Annotated in this window: 13 protein-coding genes, 2 tRNA genes and 2 rRNA genes; 10 read left to right on the forward strand and 7 right to left on the reverse strand. The window is 56.1% G+C overall.

Annotated features, from left to right (window positions below):
- Positions 1-87: 87 nt before the first annotated feature.
- The 6 genes from AC1MEA_RS06760 to AC1MEA_RS06785 form a co-directional block, all read right to left on the reverse strand.
- Positions 88-2978: ribosomal RNA gene (locus tag AC1MEA_RS06760) — 23S ribosomal RNA — on the reverse strand.
- Between the two features lie 236 nt (positions 2979-3214).
- A tRNA-Ala gene (locus tag AC1MEA_RS06765) sits at positions 3215-3290 on the reverse strand.
- Between the two features lie 30 nt (positions 3291-3320).
- Positions 3321-3397 (reverse strand) — tRNA-Ile (locus AC1MEA_RS06770).
- An 83-nt stretch (positions 3398-3480) separates the two neighbouring features.
- A 16S ribosomal RNA gene (locus tag AC1MEA_RS06775) occupies positions 3481-5019 on the reverse strand.
- The 16S and 23S rRNA genes sit together here with 2 tRNA genes alongside, the layout of an rRNA operon.
- A gap of 582 nt (positions 5020-5601) precedes the next feature.
- Positions 5602-6822 carry a CaiB/BaiF CoA transferase family protein gene (locus AC1MEA_RS06780; protein ID WP_480917182.1) on the reverse strand — a complete coding sequence of 407 codons (1221 nt, stop codon included), beginning with the start codon at positions 6820-6822 and terminating at the stop codon, positions 5602-5604.
- A gap of 45 nt (positions 6823-6867) precedes the next feature.
- The gene (locus tag AC1MEA_RS06785; RefSeq protein ID WP_219063257.1) at positions 6868-8049 is read right to left on the reverse strand and encodes an acyl-CoA dehydrogenase; all 1182 of its coding nucleotides are present in this window, start codon (positions 8047-8049) and stop codon (positions 6868-6870) included.
- Positions 8050-8210: 161 nt separating this feature from the next.
- Between AC1MEA_RS06785 and AC1MEA_RS06790 the strand changes: the two genes are divergently transcribed.
- The 10 genes from AC1MEA_RS06790 (at position 8211) to AC1MEA_RS06835 (ending at position 18056) form a co-directional block, all read left to right on the forward strand.
- Positions 8211-9131 (forward strand): LysR family transcriptional regulator, encoded by a 921-nt coding sequence (locus AC1MEA_RS06790; RefSeq protein WP_480917183.1) that lies wholly within the window; start codon positions 8211-8213, stop codon positions 9129-9131.
- Between the two features lie 425 nt (positions 9132-9556).
- Entirely contained in the window at positions 9557-10678 is a 1122-nt protein-coding gene (locus AC1MEA_RS06795) for a Re/Si-specific NAD(P)(+) transhydrogenase subunit alpha (protein WP_480917184.1), read from the forward strand.
- 11 nt (positions 10679-10689) lie between these two features.
- Positions 10690-11013, forward strand: coding sequence for an NAD(P) transhydrogenase subunit alpha part 2 (locus AC1MEA_RS06800; RefSeq protein ID WP_219063260.1), 324 nt, complete (start codon positions 10690-10692; stop codon positions 11011-11013).
- The gene (locus AC1MEA_RS06805; RefSeq protein WP_449634697.1) at positions 11010-12446 is read left to right on the forward strand and encodes an NAD(P)(+) transhydrogenase (Re/Si-specific) subunit beta; all 1437 of its coding nucleotides are present in this window, start codon (positions 11010-11012) and stop codon (positions 12444-12446) included. Before AC1MEA_RS06800 ends, AC1MEA_RS06805 begins: the two co-directional genes overlap by 4 nt.
- 203 nt (positions 12447-12649) lie before the next feature.
- The gene (locus AC1MEA_RS06810) at positions 12650-14143 is read left to right on the forward strand and encodes an acetyl-CoA hydrolase/transferase family protein (RefSeq protein WP_219063262.1); all 1494 of its coding nucleotides are present in this window, start codon (positions 12650-12652) and stop codon (positions 14141-14143) included.
- A 318-nt stretch (positions 14144-14461) separates the two neighbouring features.
- Complete coding sequence (locus tag AC1MEA_RS06815) at positions 14462-14677, forward strand: DUF1127 domain-containing protein (RefSeq protein ID WP_219063263.1); 216 nt, start codon at positions 14462-14464, stop codon at positions 14675-14677.
- A 338-nt stretch (positions 14678-15015) separates the two neighbouring features.
- Complete coding sequence (locus AC1MEA_RS06820; RefSeq protein WP_219063264.1) at positions 15016-15333, forward strand: DUF2388 domain-containing protein; 318 nt, start codon at positions 15016-15018, stop codon at positions 15331-15333.
- A gap of 104 nt (positions 15334-15437) precedes the next feature.
- A complete protein-coding gene (locus AC1MEA_RS06825; protein ID WP_480917185.1) occupies positions 15438-15743 on the forward strand; it encodes a DUF2388 domain-containing protein in 306 nt (101 codons plus the stop codon).
- A gap of 34 nt (positions 15744-15777) precedes the next feature.
- Positions 15778-16098: a DUF2388 domain-containing protein gene (locus tag AC1MEA_RS06830; RefSeq protein ID WP_219063266.1), complete on the forward strand. Its 321-nt coding sequence runs from the start codon at positions 15778-15780 to the stop codon at positions 16096-16098.
- On the forward strand, positions 16095-18056 hold the full coding sequence (locus AC1MEA_RS06835; RefSeq protein ID WP_480917186.1) for a DUF7844 domain-containing protein: 1962 nt from the start codon (positions 16095-16097) through the stop codon (positions 18054-18056). The genes AC1MEA_RS06830 and AC1MEA_RS06835 overlap by 4 nt, the downstream gene beginning before the upstream one ends.
- Before the next feature lie 22 nt (positions 18057-18078).
- On the opposite strand, the gene AC1MEA_RS06840 is transcribed toward AC1MEA_RS06835, so the two are convergent.
- Complete coding sequence (locus AC1MEA_RS06840; protein WP_480917187.1) at positions 18079-18480, reverse strand: GFA family protein; 402 nt, start codon at positions 18478-18480, stop codon at positions 18079-18081.
- Positions 18481-18580 lie beyond the last annotated feature (100 nt).

The raw sequence follows: 18580 nt of genomic DNA on the forward strand, positions 1-18580 counted from the left end.
TAGATTTGTGGGTGTTGCCAATTTTCGGTTTGTGTCGTCTTCACACACCGCAATCTGCTCTTTCGACGCAAATTGCTTGGGTGTTATATGGTCAAGCCTCACGGGCAATTAGTATTGGTTAGCTCAACGCCTCACAGCGCTTACACACCCAACCTATCAACGTCGTAGTCTTCGACGGCCCTTCAGGGGACTCAAGGTCCCAGTGAGATCTCATCTTGAGGCTAGTTTCCCGCTTAGATGCTTTCAGCGGTTATCTATTCCGAACGTAGCTACCCGGCAATGCCACTGGCGTGACAACCGGAACACCAGAGGTTCGTCCACTCCGGTCCTCTCGTACTAGGAGCAGCCCCTCTCAAATCTCAAACGTCCACGGCAGATAGGGACCGAACTGTCTCACGACGTTCTAAACCCAGCTCGCGTACCACTTTAAATGGCGAACAGCCATACCCTTGGGACCGGCTTCAGCCCCAGGATGTGATGAGCCGACATCGAGGTGCCAAACACCGCCGTCGATATGAACTCTTGGGCGGTATCAGCCTGTTATCCCCGGAGTACCTTTTATCCGTTGAGCGATGGCCCTTCCATACAGAACCACCGGATCACTAAGACCTACTTTCGTACCTGCTCGACGTGTCTGTCTCGCAGTCAAGCGCGCTTTTGCCTTTATACTCTACGACCGATTTCCGACCGGTCTGAGCGCACCTTCGTACTCCTCCGTTACTCTTTAGGAGGAGACCGCCCCAGTCAAACTACCCACCATACACTGTCCTCGATCCGGATAACGGACCTGAGTTAGAACCTCAAAGTTGCCAGGGTGGTATTTCAAGGTTGGCTCCACGCAGACTGGCGTCCACGCTTCAAAGCCTCCCACCTATCCTACACAAGCAAATTCAAAGTCCAGTGCAAAGCTATAGTAAAGGTTCACGGGGTCTTTCCGTCTAGCCGCGGATACACTGCATCTTCACAGCGATTTCAATTTCACTGAGTCTCGGGTGGAGACAGCGCCGCCATCGTTACGCCATTCGTGCAGGTCGGAACTTACCCGACAAGGAATTTCGCTACCTTAGGACCGTTATAGTTACGGCCGCCGTTTACCGGGGCTTCGATCAAGAGCTTCGCGTTAGCTAACCCCATCAATTAACCTTCCGGCACCGGGCAGGCGTCACACCCTATACGTCCACTTTCGTGTTTGCAGAGTGCTGTGTTTTTAATAAACAGTCGCAGCGGCCTGGTATCTTCGACCGGCATGGGCTTACGCAGTAAATGCTTCACCCTCACCGGCGCACCTTCTCCCGAAGTTACGGTGCCATTTTGCCTAGTTCCTTCACCCGAGTTCTCTCAAGCGCCTTGGTATTCTCTACCCAACCACCTGTGTCGGTTTGGGGTACGGTTCCTGGTTACCTGAAGCTTAGAAGCTTTTCTTGGAAGCATGGCATCAACCACTTCGTGTGCCAAAGCACACTCGTCATCAGCTCTCGGCCTTAGAATCCCGGATTTACCTAAGATTCCAGCCTACCACCTTAAACTTGGACAACCAACGCCAAGCTGGCCTAGCCTTCTCCGTCCCTCCATCGCAATAACCAGAAGTACAGGAATATTAACCTGTTTTCCATCGACTACGCTTTTCAGCCTCGCCTTAGGGACCGACTAACCCTGCGTCGATTAACGTTGCGCAGGAAACCTTGGTCTTTCGGCGTGGGTGTTTTTCACACCCATTATCGTTACTCATGTCAGCATTCGCACTTCTGATACCTCCAGCAAGCTTCTCAACTCACCTTCACAGGCTTACAGAACGCTCCTCTACCGCATCACCTAAGTGATACCCGTAGCTTCGGTGTATGGTTTGAGCCCCGTTACATCTTCCGCGCAGGCCGACTCGACTAGTGAGCTATTACGCTTTCTTTAAAGGGTGGCTGCTTCTAAGCCAACCTCCTAGCTGTCTAAGCCTTCCCACATCGTTTCCCACTTAACCATAACTTTGGGACCTTAGCTGACGGTCTGGGTTGTTTCCCTTTTCACGACGGACGTTAGCACCCGCCGTGTGTCTCCCATGCTCGGCACTTGTAGGTATTCGGAGTTTGCATCGGGTTGGTAAATCGGGATGATCCCCTAGCCGAAACAGTGCTCTACCCCCTACAGTGATACATGAGGCGCTACCTAAATAGCTTTCGAGGAGAACCAGCTATCTCCGAGCTTGATTAGCCTTTCACTCCGATCCACAGGTCATCCGCTAACTTTTCAACGGTAGTCGGTTCGGTCCTCCAGTTAGTGTTACCCAACCTTCAACCTGCCCATGGATAGATCGCCCGGTTTCGGGTCTATTCCCAGCGACTAGACGCCCTATTAAGACTCGCTTTCGCTACGCCTCCCCTATTCGGTTAAGCTCGCCACTGAAAATAAGTCGCTGACCCATTATACAAAAGGTACGCAGTCACCCAACAAAGTGGGCTCCCACTGCTTGTACGCATACGGTTTCAGGATCTATTTCACTCCCCTCTCCGGGGTTCTTTTCGCCTTTCCCTCACGGTACTAGTTCACTATCGGTCAGTCAGTAGTATTTAGCCTTGGAGGATGGTCCCCCCATATTCAGACAAAGTTTCTCGTGCTCCGTCCTACTCGATTTCACTGCAAAGAGATTTTCGCGTACAGGGCTATCACCCACTATGGCCGTCCTTTCCAGAACGTTCCGCTAATCTCAATACAGCTTAAGGGCTGGTCCCCGTTCGCTCGCCACTACTAAGGGAATCTCGGTTGATTTCTTTTCCTCAGGGTACTTAGATGTTTCAGTTCCCCTGGTTCGCTCCATACACCTATGTATTCAGTGTAAGGTAACGGTCTTATGACCGCTGGGTTCCCCCATTCAGACATCTCCGGATCAAAGTCTGTTTGCCGACTCCCCGAAGCTTTTCGCAGGCTACCACGTCTTTCATCGCCTCTGACTGCCAAGGCATCCACCGTATGCGCTTCTTCACTTGACCATATAACCCCAAGCAATCTGGTTATACTATGAAGACGACATTCGCCGAAAATTCGCAATTTAACTCACAAATTTTACCTTAGCCCGTGACACCACCAGTGAAAGTGCTGTCCGGTCTAACTTTCTATCACATACCCAAATTTTTAAAGAACGATCTAATCAAAGACTAGAAATCAACATTCACCATCACATCGATGGAATGCTCATTTCTAAGCTTTACAATACAGAAGCAGTAAGTGGTGGAGCCAAACGGGATCGAACCGTTGACCTCCTGCGTGCAAGGCAGGCGCTCTCCCAGCTGAGCTATGGCCCCGTATCTCTACAGGCGTTTCCCACACAAAATTGGTGGGTCTGGGCAGATTCGAACTGCCGACCTCACCCTTATCAGGGGTGCGCTCTAACCAACTGAGCTACAGACCCAATTTCGGGCTGCTTCTAAATCGTCTTTTTCAATGAATCAAGCAATTCGTGTGGGAACTTATGAAGAAGCTGAGGTCTTCGATTAAGGAGGTGATCCAGCCGCAGGTTCCCCTACGGCTACCTTGTTACGACTTCACCCCAGTCATGAATCACACCGTGGTAACCGTCCTCCCGAAGGTTAGACTAGCTACTTCTGGTGCAACCCACTCCCATGGTGTGACGGGCGGTGTGTACAAGGCCCGGGAACGTATTCACCGCGACATTCTGATTCGCGATTACTAGCGATTCCGACTTCACGCAGTCGAGTTGCAGACTGCGATCCGGACTACGATCGGTTTTCTGGGATTAGCTCCACCTCGCGGCTTGGCGACCCTCTGTACCGACCATTGTAGCACGTGTGTAGCCCAGGCCGTAAGGGCCATGATGACTTGACGTCATCCCCACCTTCCTCCGGTTTGTCACCGGCAGTCTCCTTAGAGTGCCCACCATTACGTGCTGGTAACTAAGGACAAGGGTTGCGCTCGTTACGGGACTTAACCCAACATCTCACGACACGAGCTGACGACAGCCATGCAGCACCTGTCTCAATGCTCCCGAAGGCACTCCGCTATCTCTAGCAGATTCATTGGATGTCAAGGCCTGGTAAGGTTCTTCGCGTTGCTTCGAATTAAACCACATGCTCCACCGCTTGTGCGGGCCCCCGTCAATTCATTTGAGTTTTAACCTTGCGGCCGTACTCCCCAGGCGGTCAACTTAATGCGTTAGCTGCGCCACTAAGAGCTCAAGGCTCCCAACGGCTAGTTGACATCGTTTACGGCGTGGACTACCAGGGTATCTAATCCTGTTTGCTCCCCACGCTTTCGCACCTCAGTGTCAGTATCAGTCCAGGTGGTCGCCTTCGCCACTGGTGTTCCTTCCTATATCTACGCATTTCACCGCTACACAGGAAATTCCACCACCCTCTACCATACTCTAGCTCGACAGTTTTGAATGCAGTTCCCAGGTTGAGCCCGGGGATTTCACATCCAACTTAACGAACCACCTACGCGCGCTTTACGCCCAGTAATTCCGATTAACGCTTGCACCCTCTGTATTACCGCGGCTGCTGGCACAGAGTTAGCCGGTGCTTATTCTGTCGGTAACGTCAAAACACTAACGTATTAGGTTAATGCCCTTCCTCCCAACTTAAAGTGCTTTACAATCCGAAGACCTTCTTCACACACGCGGCATGGCTGGATCAGGCTTTCGCCCATTGTCCAATATTCCCCACTGCTGCCTCCCGTAGGAGTCTGGACCGTGTCTCAGTTCCAGTGTGACTGATCATCCTCTCAGACCAGTTACGGATCGTAGCCTTGGTGAGCCATTACCTCACCAACTAGCTAATCCGACCTAGGCTCATCTGATAGCGCAAGGCCCGAAGGTCCCCTGCTTTCTCCCGTAGGACGTATGCGGTATTAGCGTCCGTTTCCGAACGTTATCCCCCACTACCAGGCAGATTCCTAGGTATTACTCACCCGTCCGCCGCTCGCCACCAGGTACAAGTACCCGTGCTGCCGCTCGACTTGCATGTGTTAGGCCTGCCGCCAGCGTTCAATCTGAGCCATGATCAAACTCTTCAGTTCAAACATCTTTGGGTTTTGACAAAACCCTAAACTTAGCTCAGCAATCGTTGGTTACATCTTTGATTTCTCGCGGAGTAACTTGTGATGCTGATAATCAGTTGACTTCAGTCTTACAACACAAGCACCCACACGAATTGCTTGATTCAATTGTTAAAGAGCGGGTGGTTGAGATCTTTCGTCTCAGCCGAGGCGCGCATTCTACAGCAGCCCCTGTTGCTGTCAAGCGGTTATTTTAACAAGTTTCAAAGTTTCCTTTGCAACTTCAACCACTTGCGCTTCGATCAACTTCACGTCTCTCGTTAGCGGGAGGCGAATTCTACAGCGTTACACGCTGCTGTCAACACCTCTTTTCTACCGCTTTCGATCCAGAAGATCAAAACCTCTTCCTCGCCGCTTACTCTGGATAACTCTTTGATTTACAAGGAGTTTTCCGTTTCATCTGCTCCGGAAGAGGTGCGAATTATAGAGAGATTTGACGGGGCGTCAACACCTAATTTCACATACCTGTCACATTGGTAAAACATGCCAGTAAACGCTAATAGATAGCCTTAAATCAGCCCTCTTCTATATATAGCTATATAGCTACAGCACACCCGCCTGACGCAGAACCGCTACAGCGTCGGCATCCAGACCCAGGACACGCTCTAATACCTCCAGCGTATGTTCACCCAACAGCGGCGGGGCAAGACGATACTCAACCGGCGTCTCAGACAACCTGATAGGGCTGGCGACCTGAGGCACACTCCCGGCCAGCACATGCGGCATAGTAATCGCCAGACCGCGCGCTTTAACCTGCGGATCAGCAAACACCTGCGCCAGGTCATTGATCGGCCCGCACGGCACTCCCGCCAGCTCAAGCGCAGCCACCCACTCAGCGGTGGTCTTGAACACCGTCGCCTGACGGATGAGCGGAATCAGCTCGGCCCGATGGGCAACGCGCAGGTTATTAGTCAGGAATCGCGGATCTTCAGCCCACTGCGGTTGCCCGGCGACCTCGGCGAACTTTCTGAACTGGCCGTCATTGCCCACCGTCAGGATGAAGTTGCCATCAGCCGTCGGGAAATCCTGGTACGGCACGATATTGGGATGAGCGTTGCCCAACCTGCGTGGCGCCACCCCAGTCGTCAGGTAGTTCATCGCCTGATTGGCCAGACAAGCCACCTGCACATCAAGCAACGCCATATCGATATGTTGACCAACGCCGCCCTGATCCCGATGGGCCAGAGCCGCCAGGATCGCAACCGTGGAATAGAGCCCGGTAAGAATGTCAGTCAGCGCTACACCGACCTTGACCGGCCCAGCGCCCTCTTCACCTTCCGGACGCCCCGTAAGGCTCATCAAACCGCCGAGGCCTTGAATCATGAAATCGTAGCCGGCCCGTTTGGCATAAGGACCGCTTTGACCAAACCCGGTGATCGAGCAATAGATAAGCTTGGGATTGATGGCTTTTAGCGCCTCGTAGTCCAGGCCATACGCCGCCAACCCACCGACTTTGAAATTCTCGATGACGATGTCGGACTTGGCAGCCAGTTCCCGCACCAACTTCTGACCCTCAGGTCGGGTGAAGTCGATGGTGACTGACTGCTTATTCCTGTTGGCCGACAGGTAATACGCCGCTTCACTGGTGTTCTCGCCCTCGGCATCCTTAAGGAAGGGAGGGCCCCAGGCGCGAGTGTCGTCGCCATTGCCTGGGCGCTCGACCTTGATCACCTCGGCACCGAGGTCAGCAAGAATCTGTCCGGCCCAAGGTCCAGCAAGAACCCGTGACAAGTCGAGGACCCGTAGGTGTGAAAGCGCGCCCATCGGCTGACTCCTTTTCCTTATAGATAGAAAGCTGAAAGCCGCTACTTAATAGAAGGCTTGAATGCCAGTCTGTGCACGACCCAGGATCAGCGCATGGACGTCATGGGTACCTTCATAGGTATTCACGACTTCCAGGTTGACCAAATGCCGGGCGACGCCGAACTCATCGGAGATGCCGTTACCGCCCAACATGTCCCGCGCCATCCGTGCAATGTCCAGGGACTTGCCGCACGAGTTGCGCTTCATCATCGAGGTGATTTCGACCGCAGCGGTGCCTTCGTCTTTCATCCGACCCAAGCGCAAGCATCCTTGCAGGGCCAAGGTGATTTCAGTCTGCATGTCAGCCAGTTTTTTCTGGATGAGCTGAGTCGCCGCCAAAGGACGCCCGAATTGATGACGATCCAGGGTGTATTGACGTGCGGTGTGCCAGCAGAACTCGGCAGCCCCCAACGCGCCCCACGAAATCCCGTAACGTGCGGAGTTAAGGCAGGTGAAAGGACCTTTCAAACCGCGGACGTCCGGGAAGATGTTTTCTTCGGGCACGAACACGTTGTCCATCACGATCTCGCCAGTGATCGAAGCACGCAGACCCACCTTGCCGTGGATAGCCGGCGCAGTCAGACCCGCCCAGCCTTTTTCCAGAACGAAGCCGCGAATGTCGCCCGCATCGTCTTTGCCCCAGACAACGAACACATCCGCAATCGGGCTGTTGGTGATCCACATTTTGCTGCCAGACAGGCGATAGCCGCCTTCAACCTTCTTGGCACGGGTAATCATCGCGCCTGGATCGGAGCCGTGGTTAGGCTCGGTCAGGCCGAAACAACCAATCCATTCGCCGGAAGCCAGCTTGGGCAGGTATTTCTGTTTCTGCGCTTCGGTACCGAACTCGTTGATTGGCACCATCACCAGAGAGGACTGAACACTCATCATGGAGCGATAGCCGGAGTCGACGCGCTCAACTTCGCGAGCGATCAAGCCGTAGCACACGTAATTCAGACCGCTGCCGCCGTATTGCTCAGGGATGGTCGCACCCAGCAAACCGATTTCGCCCATTTCGCGGAAAATGGCAGGGTCGGTGTGCTCATGGCGAAAGGCTTCAAGAACACGCGGGGCCAGCTTGTCACGGGCAAACTGCTCAGCGCTGTCACGCACCATGCGCTCTTCTTCAGTGAGTTGTTGATCCAGCAACAGTGGATCGATCCAGTTGAAGCTTGCTTTGCCGCCCATGAGCGAGTCCTCGTGAAGATGGGTCAAAAGTCGTGGGACTGATCCTAGGCCGGCTTGAGGAATACGGCAAACGAGGATTTTGCATGCTGTTGTGCTAATTTCTCACTCCGTGATGATCCAAAAAGGCTTTTTTTGGCGATCGACTAGTGAGGTAGAGGTACATGCGCAGAAAGATCCCCAGCACAACCGCACTCATCAGTTTCGAGGCGGCAGCCCGACACGAGAGCTTTACCAAGGCGGCGCAAGAGCTTTCCCTCACTCAGGGCGCTATTTGCCGACAGATCGCCGGTCTGGAGGAGTTCCTTAATGTCGAACTCTTCAGACGCTCACGCCGCGGCGTCAAACTCACCGAAGCCGGGCTTTCTTATAGTCGTCGCGTGGCAACCCAACTGGATGCGGTCGAGCGTGACACGCTGTCAGTCATGGGCCAGCAGGGCGCTAACGTGATTGAGCTGGCAGTCGTGCCGACCTTCGGCACTCAGTGGTTGCTGCCGCGACTCAAGGATTTCCAGCAATGCCATCCCGACGTAACGGTCAATCTCACCAACCGCACCCGTCCATTTCTGTTCGCAGACACCGACTTCGACGCAGCGATCTACTTTGGTGACGCCGACTGGTCAGGTACCGAATCCCATCGACTGATGGGGGAAAACCCCATGCCGGTGTGCAGCCCTAATCTTCTGGGCAATGTCGACACGCTAAGCGCGCAGGCAATTGCTGAATTACCTTTGCTGCAACAGACCACGCGACCCTATGCCTGGCGCCAGTGGTTCGGCTCTCTGAACCTGAATATTCCCCGCGACATGACAGGGCCGCGTTACGAGCTATTCTCCATGCTTGCCCAGGCGGCCATGCACGAGATGGGGATTGCCTTGATTCCGCCCTTCCTGATCCAGCGCGAACTGGCCGAGAAGCGCTTGGTCATAGCCAACACCCATGCACTGTCGAGTATCAAGGCCTATTACCTGATGATTCCGGAGCGAAAAGTGGAGTCAGCGTCTTTACGCGCATTTCGTGACTGGCTCGTAGGACAGGCTCATAGCTACGCACTAATCACTGAGCGGCCTGCAGCCATTAGCTGATCTTGTAGTCAACTGTTACTGACGCCTACAGATGTACGAATATGTCGCTTTTACATCAACTGTACGGATGGCACCGATAATGGCTCAAAAAGCCTGAAACCGCGGGCTGCAGCTTGAGCTAAAGCACCGTAGGATTATTCACACCGCGAATCCTGAATTTTATTAAATCTCACAAAAAGTCCTCACGGGCCCAGCAATCATAAGCGTTAGCCCTAGCCTTGCGACATTCAGTCACAGGGTGACTTGTAGTTAATATTCAGTCACAGTTCAGAACTTGTTGAAGGGATCAAACTTCGCCTGCAAAATGCCGCCCCCGCCTTTCACGGCGGGATCGCGCTGATCTGACGCCCCGGCAGCACCATCCGTAGTGCGCTGGCCTATTTAAAATAGATAACAAGATAAAAAGATTACGCAGGAGATATAACGTGCACATTGGTATTCCTCTCGAAACCCATGCGGGTGAAACGCGGGTTGCCGCAACCCCGGAAACCATTAAGAAGCTGATCGGCCAAGGCCATCGGGTCACTGTGCAAAGCGGAGCAGGCGTCACTGCCAGTGTTCCGGACAGTGCCTATGAAGCGGCGGGCGCCACCATTGGTAGCGCCACGGATGCCTTCGGTGCCGAGCTGATTCTCAAAGTTGTCGCACCCAGCGACAGCGAGCTGCCCCATATAAAGAGCGGCACGATCGTCGTGGGCATGCTCAATCCCTTCAACAACGAGACCATTGGCAAGATGGCCGAGTGCGGCATCACCGCCTTCGCCCTTGAAGCCGCGCCGCGTACCTCGCGCGCGCAGAGCCTCGACGTGCTGTCCTCGCAAGCCAACATCGCCGGCTATAAAGCCGTGCTGGTGGCCGCGCATCACTATCCGCGCTTCATGCCGATGCTGATGACCGCTGCCGGTACCGTGAAGGCTGCCCGCGTACTGATCCTTGGTGCCGGTGTAGCGGGACTGCAGGCGATTGCCACCGCCAAGCGTCTGGGTGCCGTGATCGAGGCATCCGACGTGCGTCCTGCGGTGAAGGAACAAATCGAATCCCTCGGCGCCAAGTTCGTCGACGTGCCTTACGAGACTGACGAAGAGCGTGAATGCGCGGTCGGCGTCGGCGGTTACGCCCGGCCGATGCCTGCCAGCTGGATGCAACGCCAGGCCGTAGCGGTCCACGAGCGCGCCAAACTGGCCGACATCGTGATCACCACCGCGCTGATTCCGGGTCGCAAGGCGCCTGTGCTGCTCAGCGCCGAGACCGTCGCACAGATGAAGCCAGGGTCGGTCGTCATCGATCTCGCGGCGGCTCAGGGCGGCAACTGCCCGCTGACCGTGGCCGATCAAGTGATCAGCGCGCACGGCGTGACCATCGTCGGCTATACCAACCTGCCTGCGATGGTCGCGGCGGATGCCTCTGCGCTCTACGCACGCAACCTGCTGGACTTCATGAAGCTGCTGTTCACCCCTGAAGGGCAGCTGCAGATCAATCTCGAAGACGACATCGTCGCCGCGTGCCTGATGTGCCGCGACGGCCAAGTCATCCGCAAGAACGGCTAAGGATAAAAATAATGGAAGAGCTGATCTCCCCCGGCATCTACAACCTGATCATCTTCGTGCTGGCGATTTATGTCGGTTATCACGTGGTCTGGAACGTAACGCCTGCACTGCACACGCCACTGATGGCCGTGACTAACGCCATCTCGGCCATTGTCATCGTCGGCGCCATGCTGGCCGCCGCGCTGACCGTAACGCCGCTGGGCAAGACCATGGGCACCCTGGCGGTGACTCTGGCTGCCGTGAATGTGTTCGGTGGCTTCCTGGTCACCCGGCGCATGCTGGAAATGTTCAAGAAGAAAGCACCCAAAGCCAAGGTTGAGGTGCAGAAACCATGAGCATGAACCTGGTCACTACGCTGTACCTGATCGCCTCGATCTGCTTCATTCAGGCGCTCAAGGGCTTGTCCCACCCCACCACATCGCGACGCGGCAACCTGTTCGGTATGCTCGGCATGGCGCTGGCAGTGATTACCACCGTCGGTCTGGTCTACAAACTCGGCTCCGAGATAACCGCCCCCGGCATTGGCTACATCATCTTTGGCCTGTTGGTCGGCGGCACGGCCGGTTCGATCATGGCCAAGCGCGTTGAAATGACCAAGATGCCGGAACTGGTCGCCTTCATGCACAGCATGATCGGCCTGGCCGCTGTGTTCATCGCCATCGCGGCCGTCGTCGAGCCGCAATCGCTGGGTATCGTTCGGCACCTGGGTGACGCCATTCCAGCAGGCAACCGCCTGGAACTGTTCCTCGGGGCCGCCATTGGCGCCATCACCTTCTCCGGTTCGGTGATCGCTTTCGGCAAACTCTCGGGCAAGTACAAATTCCGCCTGTTCCAGGGCGCACCGGTACAGTTTGCCGGTCAGCATAAACTGAACCTGGCCATTGGCCTGGCGACGCTGGCTTTTGGCGTTATCTTTATCGTGAGCGGCAATCTGAATGCGTTCGCCCTGATGCTGGCGTTGGCGTTCGTTCTCGGCGTGCTGCTGATCATCCCTATCGGCGGCGCAGACATGCCGGTCGTGGTGTCGATGCTAAACAGCTACTCGGGCTGGGCAGCGGCAGGTATCGGTTTCTCGCTGAACAACTCAATGCTGATCATCGCCGGTTCGCTGGTGGGTTCTTCGGGTGCAATCCTCTCGTACATCATGTGCAAGGCGATGAACCGCTCGTTCTTCAACGTGATCGGCGGCGGCTTCGGCGGTCATGCGGACGTCGCAGGCCCAGCGGGTGACAAAGAAGCGCGGCCGGTCAAATCCGGCTCGGCAGATGACGCTGCGTTCCTGCTGACCAACGCCGACACCGTGATCATTGTTCCAGGCTATGGCCTCGCAGTGGCTCGCGCCCAGCACTCACTGATGGAACTGGCGGAGAAGCTGACTCACCGGGGAGTCACGGTAAAGTTCGCGATCCACCCGGTTGCGGGTCGGATGCCAGGGCACATGAACGTGCTGCTGGCCGAGGCCGAAGTGCCTTACGAGCAAGTGTTCGAGATGGAGGACATCAACTCCGAGTTCGGCCAGGCCGACGTGGTTCTGGTGCTGGGCGCCAACGACGTGGTCAACCCGGCGGCGAAGAATGACCCGAAATCGCCAATTGCCGGGATGCCGATCCTTGAGGCTTACAAAGCCAAGACCGTGATCGTCAACAAGCGCTCGATGGCCAGCGGCTATGCCGGTCTGGACAACGAACTGTTCTACCTGGACAAAACCATGATGGTGTTCGGCGATGCCAAGAAAGTGATCGAGGACATGGTCAAGGCCATCGAATAACGCTTCGATACTGGCACGTTGCAAGTGCACGCTTCAAAACAATCCCTGGCGCCTCCAACGCCGGGGATTTTTACATCTGCCACAACGGTGTTTTACATCACGCACTATAATTAGAGCGCGTGAATGCGACCATGGTAGCGGGACGAAAAATGTTCAACTCACTAGACTGCAGGTCTTGCTTCCACCGCCCGAGATGAAAATCCATGTACCGTGACCGTATCCGCTTGCCTTCTCTGCTCAACAAGGTGATGAGCGCGGCAGATGCCGCAGCCCTGATCCAGGACGGTATGACCGTCGGTATGAGCGGCTTTACCCGTGCAGGCGAAGCCAAGGCTGTGCCTCAGGCATTGGCCGAGCGCGCCAAAGTGTCTCCGCTGAAAATCAGCCTGATGACCGGCGCCAGCCTCGGCAATGACCTCGATAAACAATTGACCGAAGCCGGTGTGCTGTCCCGCCGCATGCCGTTTCAGGTCGACAGCACCCTGCGCAAAGCAATCAACGATGGCTCGGTGATGTTTATCGACCAGCATCTGTCCGACACCGTTGAGCAGTTGCGTAACCGCCAGATCAAAGCCGTTGACCTGGCTGTGATCGAGTGCGTTGCCATCACCGAAGAAGGGCATCTGATCCTGAGTACTTCGGTCGGCAACTCGGCCAGCTTCGCCATTCTGGCCAAAGAAGTGATCGTCGAGATCAACCTTGCTCAGCCACTTGAGCTGGAAGGCCTGCACGACATCTACATCCCAAGCTACCGTCCAACCCGCTTGCCGATCCCGGTACTGAAGCCTGACAGCCGCATCGGCAGCCACGCCGTGCAGATCGACCCAGCGAAGATCGTCGGCATTGTGATCAGCAATCAACCTGACTCGCACTCGACGGTCCTGCCACCCGACGAAGAAACCCAGGCTATCGCCAGCCACTTGGTGGAGTTTTTCAAAAGCGAAGTGCGCGCAGAACGGCTGACCAACAGCCTGATGCCACTTCAGGCAGGCATTGGCACCATCGCCAACGCAGTGATGCACGGTCTGCTGGACTCACCGTTCCATGACATGACCATGTACTCCGAAGTGCTTCAGGATTCGACATTTGACTTGTTCGACTCAGGCAAACTGATCTTCGCCTCTGGCAGCTCCATCACCTTGTCTGCCGCCAAGCACGACGAAGTGTTCAACAAGCTTGAGCACTACAAGCCACAGCTGGTGCTGCGTCCACAGGAGATCTCCAACCATCCTGAGGTCATTCGCCGCCTGGGGATCATCGGGATCAACACCGCACTGGAATTCGACCTGTACGGCAACGTCAACTCCACCCACGTCTGCGGCACGCGGATGATGAATGGCATTGGCGGTTCGGGCGATTTTGCCCGTAACGCGCACTTGGCGATTTTTGTCACCAAGTCCATTGCCAAGGGCGGCGCGATCTCCAGCGTTGTACCGATGGTCAGCCATGTCGATCACACCGAACACGACGTGGATATCCTGGTGACCGAGCAAGGTCTGGCTGACTTGCGCGGCCTGGCACCACGGGAGCGCGCACGAGTGATTATCGACAACTGTGTGCACCCGGATTATCGTGAAGCACTCAACGCCTACTTCGCCGCAGCCTGCAAAATAGGTGGTCACACTCCACACGTACTGCGCGAAGCACTCAGCTGGCACATCAATCTGGAAGAAACAGGGCGGATGCAGCCTCTCTGATTTTGGAGTGGGTAGCTGACAACGATTTTTTCGTGCTGTCAGCTACCCCACTGTTTCCCTTAAATCAGAAAACTGTACTGCTGTACCGGTCATTTCCAGGCTTTCAAATCGAAAATCCCCCCTGATTAGCACGAAAATGCGCCATTAAAGTGCAGACCAGTACAGTTGCCCCAAATACGAACAAAACAGTCCCTATAAACAGTTAACTGGACCAGCACAATTGAAGTGAACTGTGTCTGGAGGGACTGGCCAAGAGGGAGGAAGATTGGCACCAGTCAAGCCACTATCTAAACCCGCCACAAGCGGAAGGAAGTCATCATGGAACGTACACTCAGTTCCGACCTGTTCTACGAAAACACCGCTTCAACCGCTAAAGCTGCATGGCCTCTTCGCGCTTTCGCCAACCTGATGCTTTGGCAGCGTCGCATCTCCAGCCGCCACCAACTGGCTCGTCTGGACGCACGTTTGCTGGCTGACGCCGGGATTAGCGAATCGCAACGTTACGAAGAGTTGAGCAAGCCGTTCTGGCGCTAAGCTAGCGCTCGCTGGTCTCAGACCACAGGTCTCCCTCCAGCAACCCGAATTGCTCCATACAAGACCCGTCGCAGGTAACTGCCGACGGGTTTTGTCATTTCAGAGATCCGGAATCAGGCTGAGAAGCGAACGACCAGGCAGCCTGCAAGTACAGTTTGCAAACAACTGAAAAGCACCACTACAGTTGTTTTCTGCTTACTTCTCAACCACATAACCCCCCACAGAAGCGCCGATTGTCGCTAAATATGCACTGGAGCTGACGCAGGATGGTGCGTACAGCGCTGCTGCGATAGGCTTGTGGGTGCTTGGCTCACCTCTTTTAGTCATTGGAGTTCATCATGTCCCGCCTACGCCTGCTTAGCGCTGTAGTCCTGCTGGCTGTTGCTACCGGCGCCAGCGCTTCGAGTTTTGTCGTCACCACCGATGCTGTAGTCCGCGCGCTCGATGCCTCCAGCAATGCGACATCCAAAGTCTCCTCGTCGCTCAAGGATGACAAGATCGTTCTCGCGGCACGTGACGACGCGGCCAGTTTTGTCGCCAGCCAAGGTGACATCCGTGGTGTGCACCTGGAAGGCGCCCTGGCGCATATCCGCCAACAGGCTCCTCAGCTCAACGCCACCGATACACAGCTGGCTCAAGCGATTCTGGCCCTCTAACGAGCGTCGTTCGAGGCTCATCGGCTAGCCCGCAACTGTCGGGCTGGCTCTGCTCCGGGCATTACGCTAGCCTTGGCCGCTCGAATTACTGGCTATTCAGACCCATGCGTTTTCTGTCGCTACTGTTCGTTGCCTTGGCCTGGAGTTTCCAGGCACAGGCGTTTGACCTGACCACGCAAAATCTGGTCGCCAGCGGATTTGTCAGCAGCAAAGTGACCTCCGCTCCCTTCGACAATAAACTGATACTTGCCGCCCAGGATGATGCTGCAGCGTTTATAGCCAGTGATGGCCAACTGCGAGGAGCTCAGCTTGAATCGGCGTTAGCTTTTTTACGTGAAAAGCACCGTCAGACCCAGCCAAAATTTCGTGCCAGTGATCTTGAACTGGCACAGGCAATCCTCGTCCAATAATCATGTTGTATCTTTTGTATTCCGGAGACATTTCATGCGTACCTCGCTCATTGCTACCGCCCTCGGCCTCTTGTTGTTGGCTGGTGTAGCTCAAGCTCAAACTGTGAAGGCCACCAGTAACATTGTCGTCCGCGCCTTCGGCCGCAGCATTGATTTCACCTCTGACACCACCACCTCGACCCGCGACTCAAAAATCGTGATCCAGGCCAAGGATGACGCCGCCAGCTACGTTGCCAGCCAAGGCGATATTCGCGGAGTGCAGCTTGAGGCCGCATTCGACACCTTGCGTGCCCGCCTGCCCGAAGCCCGAGACGCCAGTGACCAAACGCTGGCCGAAGCCATTCTTGCTCTGTGAGGCGCCTCACGGGTTGGTTGCTGACCTCGATGCTGTTGCTGGTCAGCAACAGCGCCGCAGCCGCATTGAGTCTGTCGCTCAACGCTGACAGCCTCACCCCGGCGCAGCAACACGCCAGCCAGACACTGCTCGATGAAGCCCTGCAGGCCTTGCCGCCGCGCTTTATCGAGCAGCTGGACCGCCGTATCGACGTTCGCTGGTCTGCAGACCTGCCGAGCAACGCATACGGACAAGCGTCAGGTCCCTATCAGCTCGACTTGAACAGCAATCTGCTGGCCGGTCTGACCGATGGCTCCGCGGCCACCCAGAAAACCAATCGCCCCCACGGCACCGTGCGCCGGGAAATGCTCGCCACTGTGCTGCATGAACTTACCCATATTTATGATCGCGCCACGCTATGGCCGGGTGCCGAGCGTTCGCTGATCCTCAATTGCCAGCGTCAGGCCAATAGCCTGGGCAAGATCGGTTTGCCCGACCGCTGCCGTGGCGAAACGGCCCGGCGCTTCACCCTCAGCGACGATCCCCGACTGCTCGACCTCGCTGGCTGGCAGCAATACGTCGGCCGCAGGGGCGAGCGTGAGGAACACAATCGCCAGGTCGCCCGTAGCCCGGACATCTACGAGATCAGCAACCCGCGTGAGTTCGTCGCGGTCAACATGGAGTATTTCCTCCTCGACCCGGACTACCCCTGCCGTCGTCCCGCGCTGTACGCGTACTACAAAGAACATTTCGACTGGGCCCCCGCAGCCAAGAGTGAGTGCCGGACATCCTTCCCGTTCCTTAACGCCGGCAGCGACTTTGGCCGCCAACCACTGGGCACAATCGACCCCGAGCGCGTGTACGCCGTCGATTACCTGCTGGCCGAAGCCAACCAGAACTGGGTCAGCCGCTGGGGTCACAGCATGTTGCGGTTGGTGATCTGCAAACCCGGACGCCCGCGTGGGCCGGATTGCCGCTTGGACCTGGATCAACACCTGGTGTTGTCTTACCGCGCCTTCGTCGGCGACGTACAGCTTTCCAGCTGGGACGGCCTGACCGGCGTGTACCCGTCGCGCTTGTTCGTCCTGCCGCTGGGGCAGGTGATCGACGAATACACCAAGACCGAACTGCGCAGCCTGGCCTCGGTGCCCATGAATTTGACGCGGCCGCAAATCAACGACCTGGTCGAGCACGCGGCCGAGATGCACTGGAGTTACGACGGCAACTACTACTTCATCTCGAACAACTGCGCGGTGGAAACCCTGAAACTGCTGCGCAGTGGCACGGATGATCGCCGCCTCAAAGGCCTGGACAGCATTATCCCCAATGGGTTGCTGGAAGTGCTCGATGCACGTGGACTGGCCGACACCAGCGTGCTGAAAGACCCGCGAGAGGCATTGCGCCTGGGGTATCGTTTCGATTCCTATCGCGAACGCTATCAGGCCATGTTCGACGTACTCAAAAAGCAGCTGCCGATCAAACAGACCACGGTCGAAGACTGGTTGGAAGTGCCCTCCAGGGAACGGCGTGAATGGTTTGCCAGTGCCAACTTGCGCACCAGCGCAGCGATGCTATTGCTGGAGCAAGCCAGCTTGCGTCGGGAACTGTTGCTGGCCCAAGAGGAGGTCAAGCAACGCTACCTCAGTGCCAGGGAACAGAAAGACGGCGGCGTCTCCAAGGCGACCGGCACCTTACGCGAAATCCTCGCCAGCAGCGGCTTCCTCAGTCGCCCGGCAGAATTGCTCGACAGCGGCGGCTACGGCTTGCCTCAAGCCAGCGAATGGCAGCGCCTGGAAGACGAAAGCAGCCAGCGCCAGAAGCAATTGCAGCGTTTGACCGGTGACCTGGACAAAGAAGTCCGCGCGCTGCTCGAACCGGGGCGGGCTGCAGAAATCGCCGCCAACGAAGACAACCTCAAACAGATCAGCGAACACCTGCGCACGCTGCACAAGGCAGCGGGTGGGCTGGAACTGCCTTAGTCCTGCAACATAGGCGTTAAGCCTATAGCGACTCCTCACGCTCTTCGGGCAAATGCTCATCCAGATGCAGCCACGGCAATCGATTGGCGGTCCAGATATGCCGAGCTGCCGGGGCCTGCTCCGGGTGATCCAGCGTGGCGACCGTGACGTCCATGCTGTCCGGCGTTTTGCGGGTGAACAACGCCAGCTGTGCGCCACAGTTAGCACAGAAATAACGCACACAGGTCGGGCCAGAATCGTAGGACGCCGGGCTGCCCACCAGCCACTCGAACGACGTGAGCGGCACCGTAATCCAGGTCGTCACCAGCCCACCTGAAACCCGTCGGCAAATAGAACAGTGACAGTGGGCGATGTCCTGCAGCGGGGCGTTGAACTGATATCGCAGGCTGCCGCAATGGCACCCTCCGGCATGAGACTGCTTCATCACGCGTGCTCCTTCTCAGATCACATGAAATTGAGACCCTCGCGGCACGCCACGGCTGGGTCTTCAACGACACGGCAACGTGTCAGATGTTTGTCCAACG

This window comes from Pseudomonas sp. ASL8 (assembly GCF_056680355.1).